We start from the raw sequence: 21,372 nt of genomic DNA, 5'->3' as shown, positions 1-21,372 counted from the left end.
GGTGCCCGGTGAACCTGGAGCTGAGCGAGGAGCAGAGCGCCGTACGCCGGCTCGCCCGCGAGTTCACCGAGCGCGAGGTGGTCCCGTACGCCGCCGCCTGGGACCGCGCCGAGAGCGTCGACCGGGGCATCGTGAAGAAGCTCGGCGCTCTCGGTTTCCTCGGCCTGACCGTCCCCGAGGAGTACGGCGGCTCCGGCGGCGACCACCTCGCGTACGTCCTGGTCACCGAGGAGCTCGGCCGGGGCGACTCCGCCGTGCGCGGCATCGTCTCCGTCTCCCTCGGCTTGGTCGCCAAGACCATCGCGGCGTGGGGGACCGAGGAGCAGAAGCGCGCCTGGCTGCCCCGCCTCTGCTCCGGGGACGCGCTCGGCTGCTTCGGCCTGACCGAGCCCGGCACCGGCTCCGACGCCGGGAGCCTCACCACCCGCGCCGTGCGCGAGGGGGACTCGTACCGCCTGAGCGGCAGCAAGATGTTCATCACCAACGGCACCTGGGCCGACGTCGTGCTGCTCTTCGCCCGCACCGGTGACGAGCCCGGCCACCGCGGGGTCTCCGCCTTCCTGGTCCCCGCCGACGCCCCCGGCCTCACCCGCCGCGAGATCCACGGCAAGCTCGGCGTGCGCGGCCAGGCCACCGCCGAGCTCACCCTCGACGGGGTCCGCGTCCCCGCCTCGGCCATGCTCGGCCCCGAGGGCAAGGGCTTCTCGGTCGCCATGTCCGCGCTGGCCAAGGGGCGGATGTCGGTCGCCGCCGGCTGCGTCGGCATCGCCCAGGCGGCCTTGGACGCGGCCGTCTCGTACGCCGCCCAGCGCGAGCAGTTCGGCAAGCCGATCGCCCAGCACCAGCTGGTCCAGGAGCTGATCGCCGACATCTCGGTCGACGTGGACGCCGCCCGCCTGCTGACCTGGCGGGTCGCGGACCTGATCGACCGCGGGCAGCCCTTCGCCACCGAGTCCTCCACCGCGAAGCTCTTCGCCTCCGAGGCCGCCGTCCGCGCCGCGAGCAACGCCCTCCAGGTGCACGGCGGTTACGGGTACATCGACGAGTACCCGGCCGGGAAGCTGCTGCGCGACGCCCGGGTGATGACCCTCTACGAGGGCACCAGCCAGATCCAGAAGCTGCTCATCGGCCGCGCTCGCACGGGGGTTTCCGCCTTCTGACCGGATGGGCGGCGCGCGGGCTGGCTAAGCGCTTGCTCACCCTCCGGTAAGGTGTCACTCCCATACGGCGAAGAGGGTGAGTGAGCGATGGACAGCGCGGCGGAGACGGCCGGCGGCTACCAGCCGTGGTCCGAGGTCAGTCCCGACGCGGCGCGGCGGCTGCTCATCGCAGCCGTCGAGGCCTTCGCCGAGCGCGGGTACCACGCGACCACCACACGTGACATCGCGGGCCGCGCCGGGATGAGCCCGGCCGCCCTCTACATCCACTACAAGACCAAGGAAGAGCTGCTCCACCGGATCAGCCGGATCGGCCACGACAAGGCCCTGGAGATCCTCACCACCGCGGCCGACGGCCCGGGCGGCGCCTCCGAGCGGCTCGACGCCGCCGTGCGCTCCTTCGTGCGGTGGCACGCCGCGCACCACACCACCGCGCGCGTGGTCCAGTACGAGCTCGATGCTCTCGCTCCGGAGCACCGCTCCGAAATCGTGGCACTGCGCCGCCAGAGCGACGCCGCGGTGCGCCGCATCCTGGCCGACGGCGTAGAGGCGGGGGAGTTCGCCGTCCCGGACGTACCCGGCACCACCCTCGCCGTGCTGTCGCTCTGCATCGACGTGGCCCGCTGGTTCAGCGTCACCGGAACCCGCACGCCCGACGAGGTCGGCGCGCTCTACGCCGACCTCGTGCTCCGCATGGTGGGCGCGCGGCCCCGCGACTAGCAGCCGGTCGGCGGCCGTGTCCGGCCGCCGGTCAGAAGTAGTAGCGCGACACCGACTCCGCCACGCACACCGGCTTGTCGCCGCCCTCGCGCTCCACCGTGACGGTGGCCGCGACCTGGACGCCGCCCCCGGCCTCCGTGACCTCCGTGATCACGGCGGTCGCGCGCAGCCGCGAGCCGACCGGCACCGGCGCCGGGAAACGCACCTTGTTCACCCCGTAGTTGATGCCCATCTTCATGCCCTCGACCCGCATGATCTGCGGTACCAGGCTCGGCAGCAGGGACAGGGTCAGGTAGCCGTGCGCGATCGTGGCGCCGAAGGGTCCGGCCGCGGCCCGCTCCGGGTCCACGTGGATCCACTGGTGGTCGCCCGTGGCATCCGCGAAGAGGTCGATCCGCTTCTGGTCCACCTCCAGCCACCCGCTGGGCCCGAGCGGCTCGCCCGTCCCGGCGTGCAGCTCCTCGGCGGACGTGAAGATCCTCGGCTCGGCCATGCCCTGCTCCTGCCTCTCACTCGCGGATGCGCCGGGGCGAACAAGCGCTTGCTCAGCATGCTGGGACCGTATGTGTATGTCAACGGACCGCCCTGTGTACGCCAGCGGACCGCCGACTACCCTCGACCGCGTGCCGCCCGAGAAGGTCCACGAACTCACCGTCGGCCAGCTGTCCGCCCGCAGCGGGGCCGCCGTCTCAGCGCTCCACTTCTACGAGGCCAAGGGCCTGATCAGCAGCCGCCGCACCTCCGGCAACCAGCGCCGCTACACCCGCGACGCCCTGCGCCGGGTCGCCTTCGTACGCGCCGCCCAGCGCGTGGGCATCCCGCTCGCCAGCATCCGCGACGCTCTGGCCCGGCTTCCCGAGGAGCGCACCCCCACCCGCGAGGACCGGGCCCGCCTCTCCGAGGCCTGGCGCACCGAGCTCGACCAGCGGATCAGCCAACTCGGGCGGCTGCGCGACCACCTGACCGACTGCATCGGCTGCGGCTGCCTCTCCCTGGAGACCTGCGCGCTGTCCAACCCGGACGACGTCTTCGGCGAACGGATCACCGGCTCGCGGCTGTAACGGCCGAGTGCCGCGCCAGCAGCTCCCGGGCCGCCGCCACCAGTTCGGCGTTCGACCGCGCAGGCCGGCCGTCCGGCAGGCGCAGCACCTCGCCCACGCCGGTCCGCGTGCCCGTCCCGCAGCGCGCGGCCAGCCGCAGCACCGGCCAGGCGGCCGCCTCCCGCCCGAACAGCACCACCGCCACCGGCGGCAGCCCGCGCAACCCGGCCACCAGGGCCGGATCGGCCGAGGCGAGCTCCGCCACCAGCCGCACCAGGCCGGGCGTCCGCACCGGCCAGGCCAGGAACCGGGCCATCGGCTCAGGCCCGGCCGGTCCGCCCAGCGGAACCAGCGCGTCCACCGCGACCCCCCGGTCCAGCAGCGCCTGCGCCAACGCCGCGGCCCCCGGCTCCGCGAAGCGCACCTCCGCCCGGTCCGGCAGCACGGCCCAGGACCGGACCCGCTCCAGGCGCCCCGCCGGATCGGGCTCGGCGGCCACGCTCACCGGCACCGCCAGCGGTACGGAGACCCCTGTGCCCCGCAGCGCCTCCAGCACCGGCCCGACCACCCGCGGCGACAGGCTCTGCCGCCCGCACGGCGTCCGCGGGCTCACCAGCACCTCCCCGGCCCCCGCCGCGACCGCCGCCGCCGCGGCCTCCGCCAGATCCCGGGGCGACATCGGAACGGCCGCCCCCTCGGCGGCCCCCCGGGCCCCGTTCAGCGACACCGCCGGAGCCGCCGGAGCCGCCGATGCGTGCCGCGGTGCCTCGGATCTCATGCCGCCCCCGCCGCCGGCGTGTCCGTCAGCGCCGGTCTCGGCACCACGATCCCGCAGCCCGCGCACACCGGACCGTCCCAGGCCCACGCCTGCTCCCAGGAGCCGACGGCGGGCACGGCCGGCCAGCGCAGCTCCTCGTCCCCGCAGACCGGGCACGCCGTCCCCGGCGCCGACTCCAGCGCCCTCACCAGCCGACGCAGCACCTCGCCCAGCGCCCCCTCCGGCCGCACCCCCGGATCCGCGCACCGCACCACCGCGTCTCCGCTCCCGCCCCACGTCCACTCCGGCCGGCGCAGCCCGTCGTGTTTCTCCCGCCGGCGCCGCTCCGCGAACTGGCGCTCGTACTCCAGCCAGACCGCCCGCGCGTCCTCCAGCTCCTCCAGCGCGGCGACCAGCCGCAGGGGGTCGGCCCCCCGGTCCTCCGGGGCGATGCCGTGCCGGTCGCACAGGTGCCACCACGTGGCCCGGTGCCCGTACGGAGCGAACCGCTCCAGACAGCGGCGCAGGGAATGGCGCCGCAAGGCCCGGTCGTTGCGTGCGTCACGCACCTGGTATGCCAGACTCCGGAATCCCGCCATCGCACCTTCACCTCCGCCGATGTGCCCAACATGCCCTGCGGGTGCCGGGCGCATGCGGGGGCGGTCGAGGCGTGCGGGTGGCACATGGCCGGAACTCAGCGCCCCATGCGCCCCGCCGCAACCACCAGCCGGGCCAGTTCCGCATGGCAGATGTCGCTGTGCGCCCCCGAGGGGGCGCCGCCGCGCCGCACCACCGAGCCCGCGTCCACACTGACGCAGCCCGTCGCCGGCACCCCCTCGCGCAGGGCCGTGTCCAGCGTCAGCCGGGGCGCACCCGCCACCGCCCGCACCCCGTCGTGCCCGATCGCGCCCCAGCGTTCGTCGAGGCCCAGCAGTCCGGCCGAATCGCCCGCCATCCGGGAGGCCAGCGGGTAGAACACCCGCAGGGAGGTGTCGTGCGGGGAATGGCAGGCCACCACCGGTCCGTCGACCTTGCGCTGGAGGCCGCCCAGGGCGCCGGCGCGGTTCCTGTCGTGCGGCAGCCGGTCCGCGAACACGTAGTGGGAGAAGGCCCCCTGGAGCAGGGTCAGGGAGCCGATGTGCCGGGCGCCGTCCGGCACGGCGCGCAGGGAGAACGACACCAGCCGCGCCCCGAAACTGTGCCCGATCAGATGGATCCGCAGGCCGGGCCGCCGGTGCGCCAGCTCGGTCAGCACCGGGCCGAGGCCGCGCTCGCCGACCACCCCCGCCCGCTTCTTCATCTTGTAGTACGTGGCCTGCCGCAGCAGCTCCTTCGCGCCGTTCCACAGCGGGCGCAGCCCGCCGCCGAACGCGAGAGCCCCCTCGCCGGCGCCCCCGCCCGGTCCGCCCGCCTCGCCCAGCGCTTCGGCCAGCGCCCGGCAGACCTCCAGGACGTCCTCCGCGAAAACGGCCGGTACGGGCGCCGCCGAAGGCGTGGCGACCGCGGCGGGGACGGCGGAGACCGCATCCGCCGTGTCCGTCACGTCCGCCGTGTCCGTCACGTCCATCACATCGACCACGTCGACCACGTCCACACCGGCGAGTTCCCGTACGAGCGCGCCGAACTCGATGAAGGCCGCCTCCGCCTCCGGCCGCTCCTCCAGCAGTTCGGCCACCCGGTCCAGCTCCGCCTCCCGCCCGGGCCAGATCTCCCCGAGCGCCCGCCGGGTCCCGGGGTCCAGCGCGGTCCCGAAGCCGGGCGCCGCGAGTGCGCCCCGCTCCTCGAAGTCCGGTATCGGCTCGTCGGAGAAGCGCATCGAGGGCCATACGACGCCCACGTACCCCAGCCGTACCCCCGGCCCCACCAGACCCGGGAACGGGGCGAAGAACCGTTCGTACAGCCGGGTCGCCGTGGAGCGGTCGCTGTTCCAGCCGTGGGCGAAGACCAGCAGGTCCGTGGCTTCGATCCGGGCCACCGCCGCCAGCGAGCCCCGGTCCACGTCACCCTCGGAGTCGAAGGTCAGCTCCGCGTACGGCCCGACCCCGATCCCGACCCCGATCCCGACCCCGAACCCGCCTCCGCCATCCGCCATGACCCGTCCCCCTCCACCCCGCGCGCCCGGTGGATCCAGCATCCTGCGGGTACGCCCGCCCGGCCAGACCCCCGACGCCACCGGCTCACCCGTAGAGCAGGTACTCCGCGCGCACCGCCTCGAACCGGGCCAGCCCCGCCGCCCAGTCGCCGGCGATCTCCTCCACCCCGGCCCCCGCGTCCACCAGCTTCCGTACCCGGTCCGAACCCGTCAGCCTGTCGATCCAGTGGTCCGTGCGCCAGGCGAAGCCGCTCCACGACCGCCGGGCCGTGACCAGCAGACCGATCCCGGCCCGCACCGGATCGAAGGCCTCCCGGTCGTGCACGATCAGCCGGACCCCGCCGCACACCTTCCCCACGTGCTTGGAGAAGGACGGCGTGAAGTACGCCTCCCGGAACCACACACCGGGCAGGTCCAGGGCGTTCGCGGCCTCCGCCCACCGCCGGTCCACGCCCTCCGCTCCCAGCACCTCGAAGGGGGTGGTCGTCCCGCGGCCCTCGGACAGGTTCGTCCCCTCGAACAGGCAGGTGCCGGCGTACGCGAGAGCCGTGTCCGGGGTCGGCATGTTCGGGCTGGGCGGCACCCAGGGCAGCCCCGTCTCCCCGAAGAACGACCCCCGCCGCCAGCCGGTCATCTGCACCGTCCGCAGCCTGACCGCCTTCTCGGGCAGCCGGGACAGGAACTCGCCGTTGAACAGCAGGGCCAGCTCGGCCGCCGTCATCCCGTGCGCGAGCGCGATCGGTTCCCGGCCCACGAAGCTCGCGTACGGGGTCTCCAGCACCGGCCCCGCGGCCCGCCGGCCGCCCACCGGGTTGGGCCGGTCCAGCACCACCACCGCCTTGCCGGCGAGGGCGGCCGCGCGCATGCAGTCGTAGAGCGTCCAGATGTAGGTGTAGAACCGTGCCCCGACGTCCTGGATGTCGAAGACGACGGTGTCGACACCGGCCGCCGTGAACACGTCCGCGAGCCGCTGCCCGCTCTTGTCGTACGTGTCGTACACGGGCAGCCCGGTCGCCGGATCCCGGGACGCCCCCTCGGAGCCGCCCGCCTGCGCCGTCCCGCGGAAGCCGTGTTCCGGGCCGAACACCGCGACCAGGTCCACCCGTTCGTCCGCGTGCAGGACGTCGACCAGATGGCGGGCGTCGGCGGTGATCCCGGTGGGGTTGGTGACCACCCCGACCTTCTGCCCGGCGAGTACGGCGTACCCGTCCGCGGCCAGGCACGTGAAGCCGGTCCGCACCTGCCCCGCCCGTGCGGCGGCCGCCCCGCCCACCGCCGGAGGCGAACCCACCGCATCGGCAGCCCCCACGGCCCCCGCCGCCCCCATGGCCCCCGCCAGTCCCAGCACCCCGCGTCGCGAGAGAGTCATCCCGCCACGCTAGGGCGCAACCCCCTTCCGCCCCGACATACCGACTGGTTAGTCTGCCCACGATCCGCGGTCTCCCGTCCGCCGTCGGCCACACCCGTGAGCCCTGCCGGAAATCCCCCGCCGTTCCTCCCGAAAGGTGATCCCCCGTGAGCACGAGCGCGTACCAGGACCAGCGAGTCGTCGTCACCGGCGCGGGCGGCGGGATCGGCGCCGCCCTCGCCCACCGCTTCGCCGCCGAGGGCGCCACGGTGGTCGTCAACGACCTCGACGCGGCCAAGTCGGCGGCCGTGGCGGGCGCGATCGGCGCCCGCGCGATCTCCGTCCCCGGTGACGCGTCGGCGATCGTCGCCGAGGCCCGGGAGGCCCTCGGCGGCGGGATCGACGTCTACTGCGCCAACGCCGGACTGGCCTCCGGCGGCGACGCCTTCGCCGACGAGGCCGTCTGGGAGGCGGCCTGGGACACCAACGTCATGGCCCACGTCCGCGCGGCCCGGCTGCTCCTGCCGGACTGGCTGGAGCGGGGGAGCGGCCGCTTCGTGTCCACCGTCTCCGCCGCCGGACTGCTGACCATGATCGGAGCGGCGCCGTACAGTGTCACCAAGCACGGTGCGCTCGCCTTCGCCGAATGGCTCTCGCTGACCTACCGCCACCGCGGCGTCCAGGTCCACGCCATCTGCCCGCAGGGGGTGCGCACCGACATGCTGACGGCCGCGGGATCGGCGGGTGAGCTCGTCCTCGCACCGACCGCGATCGAGCCGGCAGCGGTCGCTGACGCACTGTTCGACGGCATGGAGAAGGGCCGGTTCTTGATCCTCCCGCACCCCGAGGTCGCGGACTTCTACGCCGCCCGCGCCACCGACCCGGACCGCTGGCTGAGCGGCATGAACCACCTCCAGCGCACGTGGGAGACGCCGTGACCCCCGTGTCCTCCCCGTACGCCGCCAAGCCGTGGCTCGGCCTGCTCAGCCCGGCCCAGCGGGCGCCCGTCGCCCCGCCGCCGACCGTGCTGCACGCCTTCCGCGAGGCCGTGGCCAAGGCCCCCGGGCGGACCGCGCTCGCCTACTTCGACGGCCGCACCGGCTACGCCGAGGCCGATGCGCTCTCCGACTCGGTGGCCGGGCACCTCGCGGCGCGCGGCATCGGCCGCGGGGACCGGGTCGCGGTCATGCTGCAGAACACGCCGCACTTCGTGCTGGCCGTCCTCGCCGCCTGGAAGGCCGGGGCGGTCGTGGTCCCCCTCAACCCCATGTACAAGTCCGGCGAGGTCGGGCACATCCTGCGCGATTCCGGGGCCGCCGCGCTGGTCTGCGAGGGCCGCGCCTGGTCGGCGTACCTGCGCGAGGCCGCCGGGGGCACGGCCGTACGGACCGTCCTGACCGCCTCCGACCGGGAGTTCCAGACCCGCGACGACCCGCGCGTCCTCGGCCCCGCGCCTGCCGCGCCTCCCCTGCCCCGGCAGCAGGCCGCCCCCGGCCCGGGGGACCGCGCGGCCGCACCGCACGAGCGGGCCGTCCCGCCGGCGGCGGCCCTCCACGTCGGCGACCTGTACACCGTGGCCCACGGAAGGCGCCCCGCGCCGCAGGACCCGCTGCTCACCGCCGCCGACACCGCCCTCATCAGCTACACCTCCGGCACCAGCGGCACCCCCAAGGGCGCGATGAACCCGCACGGCGCCCTGACGTACAACGCCGTCCGCCAGGTCACCGGCCACCCGCTCCCCGAGGGCGCCACCTACTTCGCCCTCGCGCCGCTCTTCCACATCACCGGCATGGTCTGCGAGCTCGCCGCCTGCTTCGCCAACGCCGGCACCCTCGTCCTCGCCCACCGGTTCGACGCCGCGGTCGTGCTCGACGCCTTCCTGGAGCACCGGCCCGCCTACACCGTCGGCCCGGCCACCGCCTTCATGGCCCTGGCCGCCCGTCCGGAGGCGACCCGGGAGCACTTCGCCTCGTTCCGGGTGATCTCCTCGGGCGGAGCCCCGCTGCCTCCCGCGCTCGTTGAGCGGCTGCGCGGAGCCTTCGGCTTCTACCTGCGCAACGGCTACGGCCTCACCGAGTGCACCGCCCCCTGCGCCAGCGTCCCCGCGCACCTCGAAGCCCCCGTCGACCCGGCCTCCGGCACCCTCTCCGTGGGAGTCCCCGGCGCCGACACCGTCGTACGGATCCTCGACGAGCGGGGCGCCGAGGTGCCCTTCGGCGAGACCGGCGAGATAGCCGTCCGCGGTCCGCAGGTCGTGCCCGGCTACTGGGGCCTGCCCGAGGACACCGCCAAGGCCTTTCCGGACGGCGAACTGCGCACCGGAGACGTCGGTTTCATGGATCCGGACGGCTGGCTCTACGTCGTCGACCGCAAGAAGGACATGATCAACGCCTCCGGCTTCAAGGTGTGGCCGCGCGAGGTCGAGGACGTGCTCTACACGCACCCGGCGGTGCGCGAGGCGGCCGTGGTCGGCGTCCCGGACCCCTACCGTGGGGAGAGCGTGAAGGCCTACGTCAGCCTCCGGCCCGGCGCCCGCGCGGAACCGGCCGAACTGTCCGCCTACTGCGCCGAACGCATCGCCGCGTACAAGTACCCACGTCAGGTGGAGATCCTGGCTGTTCTGCCGAAGACCACCAGTGGCAAGATCCTTCGACGGGAACTGCGCGATCGCGGCTGAAAACAGTCGGATGGTCGTACAGCTGGAATGGGAAGGGAAGGTCGGAGCCATGGCTGCCAGGACCACGGAACCCGAAGGCGCGCACGAGGCCCCGGTACCGCAGCGGCTGCTGGCCGTCGCCACCCGGCTGTTCGCCGAACGCGGCTACGACCGCACCTCCGTACAGGAGATCGTCGAGGCGGCCGGGGTCACCAAGGGCGCGCTCTACCACTACTTCGGGTCCAAGGACGACCTGCTGCACGAGGTGTACGCGCGCATGCTGCGCCGCCAGCAGCAGCGGCTCGACGCGGTGGCCGGATCCGACGCGCCGGTCGAGGACCGGCTGCGGACGGCCGCCGCCGACGTGGTGGTCACGACCATCGAGAACCTCGACGACGCGATGATCTTCTTCCGGTCGATGCACCAGCTCAGCCCGGAGAAGTTCAAGCAGGTGCGGGCGGAGCGCCGGCGCTACCACGAGCGCTTCCGCGCGCTCGTCGAGGAGGGCCAGCGCAGCGGCGTGTTCTCCACGGCCACCCCCGCCGACCTGGTGGTGGACTACCACTTCGGGTCCGTGCACCACCTGTCGACCTGGTACCGCGCGGACGGGCCGCTCACCCCGCAGCAGGTCGCCGACCACCTCGCCGACCTGCTGCTGCGCGCGCTGCGACCCTGAGCTCAGCCCAGCGGGAGGACCTTGCGGCCCCAGGTCTCCTCGGTCACCACGGCGAACGAGATGTACCAGGCGATGCCCGCGCAGAGCAGGCCGAGGCAGCCGCCGACGTGGCCGAGGGCCGCCACCTGGGACAGGTCGCCCAGCGCCAGGAACAGGAAGGTCAGTGCCAGTACGCCGAACAGCAGCCGGTGCGCCAGGTCGAGCTTCATGGCGGCGACGGACATGTAGGCCGTGAAGACGAACCAGGCGACGAGGAACCAGCCGGTGGCGATGTGCGCCTGGCCGGCCGGCAGCGTCGGCACGACGAACTTCACGTAGCCCGCGAAGGCCATCCAGAAGGCGCCGTACGAGACGAAGGCCGTGGTCGCGAAGGTGTTGCCGCGCCGGAACTCCATCACGCCGGCCGCGAACTGCGCGATGCCGCCGTAGAAGAGCGCGAGCGGCAGCACGACGGCGCTGAGGGCCGCGTTCGCGATCAGGCCCGAGTTGAAGAGGCTGAGCACGAAGGTGGTCAGGGCGAACGCGGCCAGGCCGAGCGGCCCGGGGTTCGCGACCGTGGCCCGCGGCGCGGGGGAAGCCTCGGGGAGGTGAGCGGCCGGGGCCTGCGGCGCGGGGGCCAGGGTGGAGCTGGGCATGGCGAAGGGCACTTTCGGTGGGGGGAGAACTCGAATATATCGGACTCCCCGACTGGTCTGGACCACCGAAGGTCCACCCGCCGGGGGCGGAGGTCCCGAACCCCGCCCCCTCCGGCCCGCCCGCCGCTACATGTACCGCTTCAGCTCGCGCCGGGCCAGCGAGCGCTGGTGCACCTCGTCCGGGCCGTCCGCCAGCCTCAGCGTCCGCGCCGCCGCCCACAGCTCCGCGAGCGGGAAGTCCTGGCTCACCCCGCCCGCGCCGTACAGCTGCACCGCGTCGTCCAGGATCCCCACCACCGCCCGCGGGGTCGCGATCTTGATGGCCTGGATCTCGGTGTGCGCGCCCCGGTTGCCGGCCGTGTCCATCAGCCAGGCCGTCTTCAGCACCAGCAGCCGCAGCTGCTCCACCGTGACCCGGGCGTCCGCGATCCAGTTCTGTACGACGCCCTGCGCGGCCAGCGGCTTGCCGAAGGCGGTGCGGTCCACGGCGCGCCGGCACATCAGCTCGATCGCCCGCTCCGCCATGCCGATCAGCCGCATGCAGTGGTGGATGCGGCCCGGCCCGAGCCGTGCCTGGGCGATGGCGAAGCCGGTGCCCTCCTCGTCGATCAGGTTCGCCGCCGGGACCCGCGCCCCGTCGAAGACCACCTCGGCGTGCCCGCCGTGGTCGTGGTCCTCGTACCCGTACACCGTCATGGCCCGCCGCACCTCGACCCCCGGGGTGTCGCGCGGCACGAGGATCATCGACTGCTGACGGCGCGGATCGGCGCCCTCCGGGTCGGTCTTGCCCATCACGATGAAGATCTTGCAGTCCGGGTTCATCGCCCCGGAGATGAACCACTTGCGGCCCGTGACCACGTACTCGTCACCCGCCCGTTCGATCCGGGTCTCGATGTTGGTCGCGTCCGACGACGCCACCTCGGGCTCGGTCATCGCGAACGCGGAGCGGATCTCCCCGGCCAGCAGGGGCTCCAGCCACTGCTTCTTGTGCTCCTCGGAGCCGAACTGCGCGAGCAGCTCCATGTTCCCGGTGTCCGGGGCCGCGCAGTTGGTCGCCATCGGGGCCAGGTGCGGGCTGCGGCCGGTGATCTCGGCGAGCGGGGCGTACTGGAGGTTGGTCAGCCCGGCGCCGTACGCGGCGTCCGGCAGGAATAGGTTCCACAGCCCCTGGCGGCGCGCCTCGGCCTTCAGTTCACCGAAGACGGCCGGGGTGTCCCAGGGCGAGGCCAGCCGTGCGCGCTGCCCGGCGGCGACGGCCTCCGCCGGGTAGACGTACTCCTCCATGAACGCGAGCAGCCGCTCGCGGAGTTCCTCGGTCCGGGCGTCGAATGCGAAGTCCATCGGTTGTGTGCCTCAGCCTTCGTGGCGGTGTCAGCGTGTGTGGGGGCCCTGGGGGCCCTGGAGGGTCGTCAGACCGTGCTCGATGAAGACCGGGACGAGCTCGCCGATCCGGTCGAAGCCCGCGCCGACGGTCTGCCCGAGCGTGTAGCGGTAGTGGATCCCCTCGAGGATCACCGCGAGCTTGAACCAGGCGAACGCCGTGTACCAGGCGATCGCGCCGGTGTCCCGGCCGGAGCGTGCCGCGTACCGTTCGACCAGCTCGGCGGGGGCCGGATGGCCCGGAGCCCCGCTGGTCGTGCTGACCGGGGACTCGGTCAGGCCCAGGTCCGAGCTGTACATCACCAGCAGACCGAGATCGGTGAGCGGATCGCCCAGCGTGGACATCTCCCAGTCCAGCACCGCCCGGATCCGGTCGTCCGGACCGCCGATCAGTACGTTGTCCAGCCGGAAGTCCCCGTGCACCACGGTCGGCGCCGGGGAGACGGGCAGCGCCCGGCCGAGCGCGCCGTGCAGTTCGTCGATCCCGGCGAGCTCCCGGCCCCGGGAGGCCGCGAGCTGCTTGCCCCAGCGCCGCAGCTGCCGGTCCAGGAAGCCCGCGGGGCGGCCGAAGTCGCCCAGGCCGACGGCCTCGGGGTCCACCGCGTGCAGGTCGACCAGGGTGTCCACCAGGCCGAGCACCGCCCGCCGGGTCCGCTCGGGGCCGATCGCGGCGAGCTCGCCCGCCGTCCGGTAGGGCACCCCCTCCACGTATTCCATGACGTAGAACGGCGCGCCCAGCACGGACTCGTCCTCGCACAGCAGCACCGGCTCCGGGACCGGTACGGCCGTCCCGTGCAGGGCGGCGATGACCCGGTGCTCGCGCCGCATGTCGTGCGCGGTGTCCAGGACGTGGCCGAGCGGGGGGCGGCGCACCACCCAGCGGCCGGAGCCGTCGGTGACCTCGTACGTGAGGTTCGACCGGCCCCCTTCGATCAGCCGGGCGCTCAGCGCCCCGGCCGCGAGCCCGGGCCGCGCGGCGTCGAGGTGGCAGCGCAGCCGTTCCAGATCGAGGCCTCGCGGACCGTCCGGTGCTGGGGTCATGGGTGGGCACCTCCGTACGCAGTTCGACGGTGACTGTTCACTCGGAGGCCATCATGCCGACCAGTCGGTATGTAGTCCAGAGCGCGGGCCGAAGAACTCGCCAGGGGTGCTCAGGCGTGGCAGAGGATCGGCGTCCCGCCGTTCATCACCGTCATGTCCTTCAGCACGGTCAGGATGTCCAGCGGGACGCCCTCCGGCTCCCCGGCCAGCTCCGCGTACGCCCGGTGCAGGTTCGCCACCAGCCGCTCGCTCTCCCGCCAGGCCGCGAACTCGCCGAGATCGGCCCGGAGGGCCGTCTCCAGCGGGGTCAGGCCCTCCGCCCGCCCCTCCCGGGCCAGTTCGGCCACGTACCGCAGGTAGCGCTCGGTGGCGTCGTAGGCCGACGCGTCGGTCAGCGGCCCGTGCCCCGGTACGACGGTCTCCGCGTCCAGCGAGCGCAGCAGCTCCAGCGCCCGCAGCGAGCCGGCCAGGGAGCCCATGGCGAGGAAGGGCGTGCCCTCGGCGAAGACCAGGTCGCCGGTGAACACGACCCGCTGCCGGGGCAGCCACACGATCGAGTCCCCGGTGGTGTGCGCGACGCCCGGGTGGATGACCCGCACCTCCGTCCCGCCGACGTGCAGGGTCATCCGGTCGCTGTAAGTGAGGTCGGGTGCGGTGATCTCTATCGAGCCGAAGTCGGTCGCGGGCCAGATCATCTCGAGCTGGTGCCCGGCGGCGAGCTGCTCGGACCGCGCGTTGTCGTGCCCGAGGACCAGCGCCTCGGGTGTGAACACGCCGTTGCCGTAGGTGTGGTCGCCGTGGTGGTGGGTGTTCACGACCGTGCGGGGGAGCGGTACGCCGGTGGCCGTGACGGCCTCGCGCAGGGCCAGGGCGCGCCGCTCGGTGGCGGCGGTGTCGACGAGCAGGGTCCGGCCGCCGTCGCTGACGAACCCGGCGTTGTTGAGGCACCAGCCGCCGTCCGGCTGGACGTAGGCGTACACCCCCGGCGCGGGCTGGACGAGGTACGGCTTGTCGACGGTCGCGGCCATCTGCGCTCTCCCCGGGTCGCTTTGACTGGTGGTCGGCATCCTGCCAGTCGTCGCGGCGCCGGGGGAGGGCGGGTGGTGCGGCCGGTGGCCGCGTGCCTCGGTGGCCGCGTGCCTCAGTGCTCGCGTGCCTCAGTGGTCGTCGTAGTGCCCGTCGTGCTCGGCGTGCCGGTGGCCGTCGTGCACGTAGTCCACGTGGTCCCCGTGCCGGACCGACGCGTGGCCGCAGTCGGCGCCGTGCACGTGGGTGTGGCCGTCGTGGGCGGTGTGGCCCTCGCTCTCGCACTCGTCCCAGTGTCCGGAGTGCTCCCGGTGCAGGTGGCCGTCGTGTGCGTAGTCGAGGTGGTCGCCGTGCGAGACGGCCTGGTGCCCGCAGTCGGGGCCGTGGGCGTGGGTGTGCGTGGGGTGTTCCATGTGCTGGGTGGTCATGGGGCCGAGGCTAGTGCGGATCGCCCTGGATCGCCCGTTCTGTCCGATGAGTCTCCGGATGCTACGGGAAAGGCGGATCAACGGATCGTCGCCTCAGATGATCAGGGCCACCGCGAACACCGCCAGCGCCAGCGTGCAGGCCACCACCCCCAGTGCCGCGCGCGGGGCCAGCCCTGGCGGCCGGCCGGCCGCCAGCGCCCGGATCCGCCGGTGCGCGACCCCCAGGAACGCCAGCCAGACCAGCGCGGTCACCGCCGCCCCGGCCACCTCCAGCGGCCGCCCGGACCCGCGCACCGCCTGCCGCAGCGCCAGGACCGCGACCACGGACGAGGCCAGCGTCGTACGCCGCCAGGCGAGCCGGGTCCGTTCGGGCTGGAGTCCCGCGTCGCGCACGTCGCCGTCCGGGGAAGGGTTCACCGCCCCGACGTCCAGCCCAGCGCCACGACCACCACCATCGCCACCGCGACCAGTCCGACCCCCAGGCTCAGCACCACCGGGAACCGCGACACCGGCAGGTCCTCGCCGCGCCGCATGGCCCGCTCGCACCGCACCCAGTGGTTCACCGCGCGCAGCGCGCACGCCGCCCCCACCGCCAGCAGCGCGAAGGACATCCCGACCCGGACCCCCCACCGGAGGTCGGGCAGGAACTGGTCGACGGCGAAACCGCCTCCCACCAGCGCCAGCGCGGTCCGGATCCATGCGAGGAAGGTCCGCTCGTTGGCCAGCGAGAAGCGGTAGTCGGGGGTCTCGCCCTCGTCCTGGAGGCCCTGCGGCGCGAACCAGAGGCGGACGTCTTTGACGAAGTCGATCACACAGGCAATCTACGGCGGAACTCCCGCAGCCGCCGGTGGGCCTCCAGCCCGTCCGGCACCCAGGCCCACTCCCCGCCGGCGACGCGCCGGTCCAGCTCCTCCGGCGAGAGGTGGGTGTGCCACTCCACCTCGGACTCCTGCGGAGCCACCGGCAACTCGCACCGCACCTCGTGCACGTACGACCACCAGGCCCCGCCCGGCCCCTCGTACAGGAACTTGAACAGCGGCACCGGCTGGGGCAGCCCGCTCACCCCGAGCTCCTCCTCGGCCTCCCGCAGCGCGGCCGAGGCGTAGCTCTCCCCGGCGCCCAGCACCCCGCCCACGAACATGTCGTAGTACGAGGGGAACACCAGCTTCGAGGCCGTGCGCCGGTGCACGAAGATCCTCCCCCGCGCGTCCACGGCCTGTACGAACACGCAGCGGTGGATCAGCCCCCGCGCGTACACCTCGCCCCGCGGGGCCTGCCCGACGACCCGGTCGTCCCGGTCCACCACGTCCAGTACTTCATCAGCGGCACTCACGGGTTCATCCAACCACCGCTGTTGACTGGTTACCGCTCCGTAGCCAAGGATCTGCCCCACCACCGACGGAGGACGGGTATACGCATGACGGCGTACGACGCAGACGTGATCGTGATCGGCGCCGGGCTGGCCGGGCTCGCGGCCACCGCCGAACTCGTCGACGCGGGCCGCAAGGTCATCCTGCTCGACCAGGAGCCCGAGCAGTCCATCGGCGGCCAGGCCCACTGGTCCTTCGGCGGGCTGTTCCTCGTGGACTCGCCCGAGCAGCGCCGGATGCGGATCAAGGACAGCCGCGACCTCGCCCTGCAGGACTGGCTGGGCACCGCCGGCTTCGACCGCGAGGAGGACGGCTGGCCGCGCCGCTGGGCCGAGGCCTACGTGGACTTCGCCGCCGGCGAGAAGCGGCCCTGGCTGCACGCGCAGGGCGTCCGCTTCTTCCCGGTGGTCGGCTGGGCCGAGCGCGGCGGCTACGACGCCGAGGGCCACGGCAACTCCGTCCCCCGCTTCCACATCACCTGGGGCACCGGCCCCGGCCTGGTCGAACCCTTCGAGCGCCGGGTCCGGGCCGGAGTGGCCCGCGGCCTGGTCCAGCTGCGGTTCCGCCACCGGGTGACCGGACTCTCCCGCACCGCGGGCGCGGTCGACACCGTGACCGGCGAGATCCTGGAGCCCTCCGCCGCCGTACGGGGGACCGCGAGCGGCCGCGAGGCCACCGGGGCCTTCTCGCTCCGGGCCCAGGCCGTGATCGTGACCAGCGGCGGCATCGGCGGCAACCACGACCTCGTACGCGCCCAGTGGCCCGCGCGGCTCGGCACCCCGCCCGAGAGGATGCTGTCCGGGGTCCCCGCGCACGTGGACGGCCTGATGCTGGGGATCGCCGAGGAGGCGGGCGCCAGCCACATCAACAAGGACCGGATGTGGCACTACACCGAGGGCATCGCGAACTGGGACCCGATCTGGGCCCGGCACGGCATCCGCATCCTGCCCGGCCCCTCCTCGCTCTGGCTGGACGCGACGGGCCGGCGGCTGCCCGTACCGCTCTTCCCGGGCTTCGACACCCTCGGCACCCTCGACCACATCATGAAGACCGGCCACGACCACACCTGGTTCGTCCTCAACCAGCGCATCATCGGCAAGGAGTTCGCCCTCTCCGGCTCCGAGCAGAATCCGGACCTCACCGGCAAGTCGGTCCGCGACGTCATCAACCGGGCCCGGCAGGCGGTCCCGGGGCCGGTGAAGGCGTTCATGGACAACGGGGCCGACTTCGTCGTCGAGCGGGACCTCGCGGCCCTGGTGCGCGGGATGAACGCCGTCACCAAGGAGGACCTGATCGACGAGGCCGAACTGCGCCGGGTGATCACCGCCCGGGACCGGGAGATCGCCAACCCGTTCAGCAAGGACCTCCAGGTCACGGCCATTCACGGGGCCCGCAAGTACCTCGGCGACAAGCTGATCCGTACGGCCGCGCCGCACCGGATCCTGGACCCCGGGGCCGGGCCGCTGATCGCCGTGCGGCTGTCGATCCTGACCCGCAAGTCCCTGGGCGGCCTGGAGACCGACCTCTCCTCGCGCGTCCTGGCGGCGGACGGCGAGCCGCTGCCCGGCGTCTACGCGGCGGGCGAGGCGGCCGGCTTCGGCGGCGGCGGGGTGCACGGCTACCGGGCCCTGGAGGGCACCTTCCTGGGCGGCTGCATCTTCTCGGGGCGGGCGGCGGGCCGGGCGGCGGCCGAGGCGGTCGGCTGACCCCTTCGGGCTCAGCCCGGCCGCTCGACGATCCGGAACCGCTCCGTCACCACCGGAGTGTCATCGTCCGCGGTGAACTCCGGATCGCCGAGCAGCTCGCGCAGCTCCGGCGCGTGCCAGAGCCGCTCGTGGGAGGAGCGCCATTCGGCCACGGTCGTGTATCCCTCGCCCTCGGCCACCGCGTGCTCCAGGTCCACCTCCCCGACCCGCACCACGCGTACGTCCGTCACCTCGAGGACGGCCACCGGACACCCGGCGGAGTCCAGCAGCGCCGTCCGCTGCCCCGCCACGGGCGGCGCCTCGCCCTCCGCCTCGTACCCCGCGAGCAACCCCGTCGGCGCGGTCTTCTCCCCGCTCAGCACGGCCGCGACCAGCCGGTCGCGCAGCGGTCCGGGGAAGCCCAGCAGGTACGGGGGAGATCGTCGCAGGTCGTCATGAACCGAGCCTGGACGAGAGGGCGAACGCGTTCCCGAACCGGCACATCCACCCCAACTCACACCATCGTCACACCAGTTGAAACCCGCCACGCAGTGGACTGGACCTTGACTCGGAGCTGTGCGTACCGCTTTGCTGTCAGTGATCACCGGTTCGCTCACCGGCACGATCCGCACACCACACGGCCGCACCACCCACATGCATCATGCATGTTTCCGGCCACCGCTCGTCAGTACCCCTCGTCCGCCCGCGTCCTGGAGGGAAACCCGCGGATGTCCCCGCCTCCGCCGCCCCTCGGCCGCGCCCGCAAGCGCGACGCCCAGCTCTTCGATCCGGCCCTCTGTGACGCCGAACTCGTCGACGTCCGCACCCAGTTCACCCAGGGCCGCTGGTCCAAGGCCCGCTCCCTGCTCGTCGGCACCGGCGACGACTGGGACCGCCGCGGCCACCGCGTCGTCGTGCTCGCCGAGACCCCGGCGGCCACCGCCTGGGCCCGCGAATGGCTGCTCGCCGAACCCGAGAGCGCCGACGCCGCCACCCTCCTCGCCTGCGCCGCCGTCTTCACCGCCCTGCGCCGCAAGGGCACCCCGGCCGCGGCCGAGGAGGCCTGCCGCCGGGCCGCCGCCCTGCTGCCCGCCGACCCCACCCCCTGGCTCGGCCTGCTCCTGCTGTCCCGGGCCTTCGGCACCGAGGAGGAGTTCAGCCGCCACTTCGACCAGGTCCGGGCCCGGCACCGGGAGCACCACCACGCCCACCACCTGATGGTCGCCAGGCTGGCCGAGCGGACTCCCGCCTCCGGGCACGACCCGCTCCACGAGGTGTACGACTTCGCGGCCTGGGCCGCCGAGGAGTCCCCGGCCGACTCCCCGCTCGCCGTGCTCCCCGTCATCGCCCACGCCGAGCGCTACCGCGTGCTCGCCGCCACGCACGGGCACACCTTCGGCAACGCCGCCCAGCACTGGTCCGGCCGCCGGGCCCGCCAGGTGCTGCGCTCCGCCTTCGACTGGTGGCTGGAGTGGGAGCGCGAGGACCACCCCCGCAACCGCGTCGACCTCAACTTCCTCGCCCACGCCAAGCTCTGCGAGGGCCGCCCCGCCGAGGCCGCCGCCCTGTTCCAGCGGATCGGCAGCCACGCCACCCCCGCCCCGTGGTCCTATCCGGACCTCGACCCGCACAAGGCCTTCCTCGCCGCGCGCCGCGCCGCGCTCGGCACCGCATGACCGCGGCCTGACCGCCGCCCGACCAGCCCCGGGCCCCGGGACCACCCCCGAACCAGCCCCAGCCCAGACGAAAGGACGGACCCGCCATGCCGACGGGCAGATCCACCACGCTCCAGGACCCGGCCGAGATCCGCACGTACAAGGGTCAGGACCGGGCCCTGCGCGCCGACCGCCTCGGCACGGCCGGCCTGCTGCTCTCCGTACTCGCCGCCAGCGCGCCCCTCATGGTCGTCGCCGGTGTGATGCCCACCACCTTCGGCGTCATGGGCATCGTGGGCCAGCCGCTGCTCTTCGTCATCCTCGGCATCGTCCTCGCGCTCTTCAGCATCGGCTACGCCGAGATGAGCCGGCACGTCCACAACGCCGGCGCCTTCTACGCCTACATCGCCAGGGGCCTCGGCCCCACCGCCGGCGCCGGGGCCTCCCTGGTCGCCCTCGTCGCGTACAGCGCCATGCAGGTCGGCGTCTACGGCATCCTCGGCTTCGAGATATCCGGCCTCTTCGCCACCTACCTCGGGATCGAACTCGCCTGGTGGATCCCGGCCCTGCTCGCCGTCGCCGCCACCGGCGCGCTCGGCTGGCTGAAGATCGACCTCAACGCCAAGGTCCTCGGCGTCCTGCTCCTCATCGAGTGCGCCCTCGTCGTCGTCTTCGACCTGGCCGCCCTCGGCAAGCCCGGAGCCGAGGGCCTCTCGCTGAGCGCCTTCAACCCGGAGACCCTCAGCGGTCCCGGCCTCGGCACGGCCCTGTGCTTCTGCATCGCCGCCTTCGTCGGCTTCGAGCAGTCCCCGGTGTACGCCGAGGAGACCAGCAAGCCGCACATCGTCGTCTCCCGGGTGATGTTCCTCGCCGTCGGCTTCGTCGCCCTCTTCTTCGCCCTGAGCGCCTGGGCCCTCACCGTCGCCACCGGCCCCTCCGAGGTCGTCAAGACCTCCGCCGAAGCCGGCCCCGGCCTGCTCTTCCAGCTCACCGAGGCCCGCCTCGGCACCGCCTTCACCGACGTCCTGCACGTCCTCTTCGTGACCGGCATGTTCGCGGCCATGCTCAGCTTCCACAACGTCGTCGCCCGCTACGCCTTCGCGATGGGCCGCGAGGGCCTGCTCCCGGCCGCCTTCGGCCGGACCAACAGCGGCACCGGAGCCCCCGCCACCGGCTCCCTGCTGCAGACCGGCATAGCCACCCTCGTCGTGATCGCCTTCGCCGTCACCGACGACATGCCCACCGGCGACCCGACCGCCCCCGTGCTCCACCTGTTCACGTGGATGGGCAGCGTCGGCGCCCTGGGCGTGACCCTCCTCATGGCCGCCGCCTCCTTCGCCGTCATCGCCTTCTTCGTCCGCCGCGGCACCGCAGGCGCCCAGGTCTGGCGGCTCGTCGCGGCCGGCGCCGCCGGGCTCGCGCTGCTCGCCATCGCCCTCTACACCGTCAAGGACTTCGGCGTCCTGGTCGGCGCCGCGGAGGGCTCCGCCCTCAGCTGGGTCCTGCCCGGCATCATCGGCGCGGCCGTCGTGACCGGCCTGCTCTACGGGGCCTTCCTGCGCCGCAACCGCCCCGAGGTGCACGCCCGCATCGGCCTGGGCAACGAGGCCTTCCGCCTCGACCAGGCGGCGGAGGCCACCTCCAGAGACTGACCCAGAACCTGGCTTTCCAGCTTCCACGAAGCCCCCGACGCCCCTTTCCAAGGT

The 21,372-nt window shown here is 73.6% G+C and carries 23 protein-coding genes; 9 read left to right on the top strand and 14 right to left on the bottom strand.

The window, feature by feature from the left end:
• The first annotated feature begins 8 nt into the window (after positions 1-8).
• Both ACTVZO_RS09890 and ACTVZO_RS09885 read left to right on the top strand, forming a co-directional pair.
• Positions 9-1,160, top strand: coding sequence for an acyl-CoA dehydrogenase family protein (locus ACTVZO_RS09890; protein ID WP_443298021.1), 1,152 nt, complete (start codon positions 9-11; stop codon positions 1,158-1,160).
• A gap of 87 nt (positions 1,161-1,247) precedes the next feature.
• Complete coding sequence (locus ACTVZO_RS09885) at positions 1,248-1,877, top strand: TetR/AcrR family transcriptional regulator (RefSeq protein ID WP_443298020.1); 630 nt, start codon at positions 1,248-1,250, stop codon at positions 1,875-1,877.
• A gap of 31 nt (positions 1,878-1,908) precedes the next feature.
• Here ACTVZO_RS09885 and ACTVZO_RS09880 read toward each other — a convergent pair whose 3' ends face one another.
• Positions 1,909-2,370 (bottom strand): MaoC family dehydratase, encoded by a 462-nt coding sequence (locus ACTVZO_RS09880; protein WP_443298019.1) that lies wholly within the window; start codon positions 2,368-2,370, stop codon positions 1,909-1,911.
• 76 nt (positions 2,371-2,446) lie between these two features.
• Here ACTVZO_RS09880 and soxR point away from each other — a divergent pair, with 76 nt between their 5' ends.
• Positions 2,447-2,938 carry a redox-sensitive transcriptional activator SoxR gene (gene soxR, locus ACTVZO_RS09875; RefSeq protein ID WP_443298018.1) on the top strand — a complete coding sequence of 164 codons (492 nt, stop codon included), beginning with the start codon at positions 2,447-2,449 and terminating at the stop codon, positions 2,936-2,938.
• Here the strand turns inward: soxR and ACTVZO_RS09870 are convergent.
• The 4 genes from ACTVZO_RS09870 to ACTVZO_RS09855 all read right to left on the bottom strand — a co-directional run bounded on the left by ACTVZO_RS09870 (position 2,919) and on the right by ACTVZO_RS09855 (position 7,135).
• On the bottom strand, positions 2,919-3,596 hold the full coding sequence (locus tag ACTVZO_RS09870) for a 3-keto-5-aminohexanoate cleavage protein (protein ID WP_443298017.1): 678 nt from the start codon (positions 3,594-3,596) through the stop codon (positions 2,919-2,921). The two genes, soxR and ACTVZO_RS09870, sit on opposite strands and share 20 nt — an antisense overlap.
• A 95-nt stretch (positions 3,597-3,691) precedes the next feature.
• Positions 3,692-4,273 (bottom strand): hypothetical protein, encoded by a 582-nt coding sequence (locus ACTVZO_RS09865; protein ID WP_443298016.1) that lies wholly within the window; start codon positions 4,271-4,273, stop codon positions 3,692-3,694.
• 95 nt (positions 4,274-4,368) lie between these two features.
• Positions 4,369-5,766: a serine-threonine protein kinase gene (locus ACTVZO_RS09860; protein WP_443298015.1), complete on the bottom strand. Its 1,398-nt coding sequence runs from the start codon at positions 5,764-5,766 to the stop codon at positions 4,369-4,371.
• Positions 5,767-5,851: 85 nt separating this feature from the next.
• Positions 5,852-7,135, bottom strand: coding sequence for an exo-beta-N-acetylmuramidase NamZ family protein (locus tag ACTVZO_RS09855; protein WP_443298014.1), 1,284 nt, complete (start codon positions 7,133-7,135; stop codon positions 5,852-5,854).
• Positions 7,136-7,281: 146 nt separating this feature from the next.
• Here ACTVZO_RS09855 and ACTVZO_RS09850 point away from each other — a divergent pair, with 146 nt between their 5' ends.
• The 3 genes from ACTVZO_RS09850 to ACTVZO_RS09840 are packed head-to-tail and all read left to right on the top strand — an operon-like array spanning position 7,282 to position 10,446.
• Entirely contained in the window at positions 7,282-8,052 is a 771-nt protein-coding gene (locus tag ACTVZO_RS09850) for an SDR family oxidoreductase (protein WP_443298013.1), read from the top strand.
• Entirely contained in the window at positions 8,049-9,791 is a 1,743-nt protein-coding gene (locus ACTVZO_RS09845; RefSeq protein ID WP_443298012.1) for a class I adenylate-forming enzyme family protein, read from the top strand. The genes ACTVZO_RS09850 and ACTVZO_RS09845 overlap by 4 nt, the downstream gene beginning before the upstream one ends.
• Before the next feature lie 49 nt (positions 9,792-9,840).
• A complete protein-coding gene (locus ACTVZO_RS09840; protein ID WP_443298011.1) occupies positions 9,841-10,446 on the top strand; it encodes a TetR/AcrR family transcriptional regulator in 606 nt (201 codons plus the stop codon).
• 2 nt (positions 10,447-10,448) lie between these two features.
• Here the strand turns inward: ACTVZO_RS09840 and ACTVZO_RS09835 are convergent, their stop codons facing one another.
• From ACTVZO_RS09835 to ACTVZO_RS09800, 8 genes are all read right to left on the bottom strand, one after another.
• Positions 10,449-11,081, bottom strand: coding sequence for an acetate uptake transporter (locus ACTVZO_RS09835; RefSeq protein ID WP_443298010.1), 633 nt, complete (start codon positions 11,079-11,081; stop codon positions 10,449-10,451).
• 126 nt (positions 11,082-11,207) lie between these two features.
• A complete protein-coding gene (locus ACTVZO_RS09830) occupies positions 11,208-12,422 on the bottom strand; it encodes an acyl-CoA dehydrogenase family protein (protein ID WP_443298009.1) in 1,215 nt (404 codons plus the stop codon).
• A gap of 30 nt (positions 12,423-12,452) precedes the next feature.
• Positions 12,453-13,502, bottom strand: a complete 1,050-nt coding sequence (locus ACTVZO_RS09825; protein WP_443298008.1) for a phosphotransferase family protein — start codon at positions 13,500-13,502, stop codon at positions 12,453-12,455.
• A 110-nt stretch (positions 13,503-13,612) separates the two neighbouring features.
• On the bottom strand, positions 13,613-14,530 hold the full coding sequence (locus tag ACTVZO_RS09820) for an MBL fold metallo-hydrolase (protein ID WP_443298007.1): 918 nt from the start codon (positions 14,528-14,530) through the stop codon (positions 13,613-13,615).
• A 129-nt stretch (positions 14,531-14,659) separates the two neighbouring features.
• Positions 14,660-14,956, bottom strand: a complete 297-nt coding sequence (locus tag ACTVZO_RS09815) for a hypothetical protein (protein WP_443298006.1) — start codon at positions 14,954-14,956, stop codon at positions 14,660-14,662.
• Positions 14,957-15,049: 93 nt separating this feature from the next.
• Positions 15,050-15,373, bottom strand: coding sequence for a DUF202 domain-containing protein (locus ACTVZO_RS09810; protein WP_443298005.1), 324 nt, complete (start codon positions 15,371-15,373; stop codon positions 15,050-15,052).
• Complete coding sequence (locus tag ACTVZO_RS09805; protein ID WP_443298004.1) at positions 15,370-15,768, bottom strand: YidH family protein; 399 nt, start codon at positions 15,766-15,768, stop codon at positions 15,370-15,372. Before ACTVZO_RS09805 ends, ACTVZO_RS09810 begins: the two co-directional genes overlap by 4 nt.
• A complete protein-coding gene (locus tag ACTVZO_RS09800) occupies positions 15,765-16,289 on the bottom strand; it encodes an NUDIX hydrolase (RefSeq protein WP_443298003.1) in 525 nt (174 codons plus the stop codon). The genes ACTVZO_RS09805 and ACTVZO_RS09800 overlap by 4 nt, the downstream gene beginning before the upstream one ends.
• Positions 16,290-16,373: 84 nt before the next feature.
• Here ACTVZO_RS09800 and ACTVZO_RS09795 point away from each other — a divergent pair, with 84 nt between their 5' ends.
• Positions 16,374-18,032, top strand: coding sequence for an FAD-binding dehydrogenase (locus tag ACTVZO_RS09795; protein ID WP_443298002.1), 1,659 nt, complete (start codon positions 16,374-16,376; stop codon positions 18,030-18,032).
• Between the two features lie 11 nt (positions 18,033-18,043).
• Here the strand turns inward: ACTVZO_RS09795 and ACTVZO_RS09790 are convergent, their stop codons facing one another.
• The gene (locus tag ACTVZO_RS09790) at positions 18,044-18,460 is read right to left on the bottom strand and encodes an ASCH domain-containing protein (RefSeq protein WP_443303099.1); all 417 of its coding nucleotides are present in this window, start codon (positions 18,458-18,460) and stop codon (positions 18,044-18,046) included.
• A gap of 279 nt (positions 18,461-18,739) precedes the next feature.
• On the opposite strand from ACTVZO_RS09790, the gene ACTVZO_RS09785 reads away from it, so the two are divergent.
• Positions 18,740-19,687 (top strand): hypothetical protein, encoded by a 948-nt coding sequence (locus tag ACTVZO_RS09785; protein WP_384224838.1) that lies wholly within the window; start codon positions 18,740-18,742, stop codon positions 19,685-19,687.
• Between the two features lie 86 nt (positions 19,688-19,773).
• Positions 19,774-21,318 (top strand): APC family permease, encoded by a 1,545-nt coding sequence (locus ACTVZO_RS09780; RefSeq protein WP_443298001.1) that lies wholly within the window; start codon positions 19,774-19,776, stop codon positions 21,316-21,318.
• The last annotated feature ends 54 nt before the right edge of the window (positions 21,319-21,372 follow it).

Origin of the sequence: Streptomyces sp. IBSNAI002, from assembly GCF_052244475.1 — a bacterium.
In the GTDB taxonomy this organism is placed as follows: Bacteria; Actinomycetota; Actinomycetes; order Streptomycetales; family Streptomycetaceae; genus Streptomyces.
Note: the sequence above shows the minus strand (reverse complement) of the source record. Positions and strands in the feature narration are given on the sequence as shown.

What these genes read in the sequence shown, in the direction of transcription:
- ACTVZO_RS09795 (WP_443298002.1), top strand. Translation starts at nt 16,374, where the DNA reads ATGACGGCGTACGACGCAGACGTGATCGTGATCGGCGCCGGGCTGGCC.
- ACTVZO_RS09880 (WP_443298019.1), bottom strand. Translation starts at nt 2,370, where the DNA reads ATGGCCGAGCCGAGGATCTTCACGTCCGCCGAGGAGCTGCACGCCGGG.
- ACTVZO_RS09785 (WP_384224838.1), top strand. Translation starts at nt 18,740, where the DNA reads ATGTCCCCGCCTCCGCCGCCCCTCGGCCGCGCCCGCAAGCGCGACGCC.
- ACTVZO_RS09780 (WP_443298001.1), top strand. Translation starts at nt 19,774, where the DNA reads ATGCCGACGGGCAGATCCACCACGCTCCAGGACCCGGCCGAGATCCGC.
- ACTVZO_RS09865 (WP_443298016.1), bottom strand. Translation starts at nt 4,273, where the DNA reads ATGGCGGGATTCCGGAGTCTGGCATACCAGGTGCGTGACGCACGCAAC.
- ACTVZO_RS09855 (WP_443298014.1), bottom strand. Translation starts at nt 7,135, where the DNA reads ATGACTCTCTCGCGACGCGGGGTGCTGGGACTGGCGGGGGCCATGGGG.
- ACTVZO_RS09870 (WP_443298017.1), bottom strand. Translation starts at nt 3,596, where the DNA reads ATGTCGCCCCGGGATCTGGCGGAGGCCGCGGCGGCGGCGGTCGCGGCG.
- soxR (WP_443298018.1), top strand. Translation starts at nt 2,447, where the DNA reads ATGTCAACGGACCGCCCTGTGTACGCCAGCGGACCGCCGACTACCCTC.
- ACTVZO_RS09830 (WP_443298009.1), bottom strand. Translation starts at nt 12,422, where the DNA reads ATGGACTTCGCATTCGACGCCCGGACCGAGGAACTCCGCGAGCGGCTG.
- ACTVZO_RS09825 (WP_443298008.1), bottom strand. Translation starts at nt 13,502, where the DNA reads ATGACCCCAGCACCGGACGGTCCGCGAGGCCTCGATCTGGAACGGCTG.
- ACTVZO_RS09820 (WP_443298007.1), bottom strand. Translation starts at nt 14,530, where the DNA reads ATGGCCGCGACCGTCGACAAGCCGTACCTCGTCCAGCCCGCGCCGGGG.
- ACTVZO_RS09860 (WP_443298015.1), bottom strand. Translation starts at nt 5,766, where the DNA reads ATGGCGGATGGCGGAGGCGGGTTCGGGGTCGGGATCGGGGTCGGGATC.
- ACTVZO_RS09835 (WP_443298010.1), bottom strand. Translation starts at nt 11,081, where the DNA reads ATGCCCAGCTCCACCCTGGCCCCCGCGCCGCAGGCCCCGGCCGCTCAC.
- ACTVZO_RS09840 (WP_443298011.1), top strand. Translation starts at nt 9,841, where the DNA reads ATGGCTGCCAGGACCACGGAACCCGAAGGCGCGCACGAGGCCCCGGTA.
- ACTVZO_RS09815 (WP_443298006.1), bottom strand. Translation starts at nt 14,956, where the DNA reads ATGACCACCCAGCACATGGAACACCCCACGCACACCCACGCCCACGGC.
- ACTVZO_RS09885 (WP_443298020.1), top strand. Translation starts at nt 1,248, where the DNA reads ATGGACAGCGCGGCGGAGACGGCCGGCGGCTACCAGCCGTGGTCCGAG.